Source organism: Enterococcus sp. C46, from assembly GCF_040887565.1.
Lineage (GTDB): Bacteria > Bacillota > Bacilli > Lactobacillales > Enterococcaceae > Enterococcus_B > Enterococcus_B lactis.
This window is the reverse complement of record NZ_JBFOGA010000030.1, coordinates 1-654: the sequence shown is the minus strand read 5'-3', so window position 1 is coordinate 654 and position 654 is coordinate 1. Positions and strand designations below refer to the sequence as shown.

Genomic DNA, 654 nt, shown 5'->3' with positions numbered 1-654 from the left:
TCTCATTTTGAGAAAGAGTATTGAGCTTCTTTCACTCGGGAGAGTTGTCCGAGAGGCCGAAGGAGCATGATTGGAAATCATGTAGATGGTGCAAACTGTCTCAAGGGTTCGAATCCCTTACTCTCCGTAACAAGTTTACCTGGCCCGTTGGTCAAGCGGTTAAGACACCGCCCTTTCACGGCGGTAACACGGGTTCGAATCCCGTACGGGTCATTTAATTGAATGTTGGAGGTTTAGCTCAGCTGGGAGAGCATCTGCCTTACAAGCAGAGGGTCAGCGGTTCGATCCCGTTAACCTCCATAATGAACTGGTTCCGTGGTGTAGGGGTTAACATGCCTGCCTGTCACGCAGGAGATCGCGGGTTCGATTCCCGTCGGAACCGTCGTTCTTGTTATTCAATTAATAATTTTAAAATATGGCGCGGTAGCTCAGTTGGTAGAGCAACGGATTGAAGCTCCGTGTGTCGGCAGTTCGATTCTGTCCCGCGCCACCATGGAGGAGTAGCGAAGTGGCTAAACGCGACGGACTGTAAATCCGTTCCTTAGGGTTCAGTGGTTCGAATCCACTCTCCTCCATTTTATAGGGGCATAGTTTAAAGGTAGAACAGCGGTCTCCAAAACCGTTAGTGTGGGTTCAATTCCTGCTGCCCCTGCC

At 50.3% G+C, this 654-nt stretch carries 7 tRNA genes; all 7 read left to right on the top strand.

What is annotated here, in order from left to right:
• Positions 1 to 38 precede the first annotated feature (38 nt).
• The 7 genes from AB3I27_RS13945 (at position 39) to AB3I27_RS13915 (ending at position 652) form a co-directional block, all read left to right on the top strand.
• Positions 39 to 127, top strand: a tRNA-Ser gene (locus AB3I27_RS13945).
• A 14-nt stretch (positions 128 to 141) separates the two neighbouring features.
• Positions 142 to 213 (top strand) — tRNA-Glu (locus tag AB3I27_RS13940).
• Positions 214 to 227: 14 nt separating this feature from the next.
• Positions 228 to 300: transfer RNA gene (locus AB3I27_RS13935), tRNA-Val, on the top strand.
• A gap of 9 nt (positions 301 to 309) precedes the next feature.
• Positions 310 to 382 (top strand) — tRNA-Asp (locus tag AB3I27_RS13930).
• Positions 383 to 417: 35 nt separating this feature from the next.
• A tRNA-Phe gene (locus AB3I27_RS13925) sits at positions 418 to 493 on the top strand.
• A 1-nt stretch (position 494) separates the two neighbouring features.
• A tRNA-Tyr gene (locus tag AB3I27_RS13920) sits at positions 495 to 575 on the top strand.
• Between the two features lie 6 nt (positions 576 to 581).
• Positions 582 to 652: transfer RNA gene (locus AB3I27_RS13915), tRNA-Trp, on the top strand.
• The last annotated feature ends 2 nt before the right edge of the window (positions 653 to 654 follow it).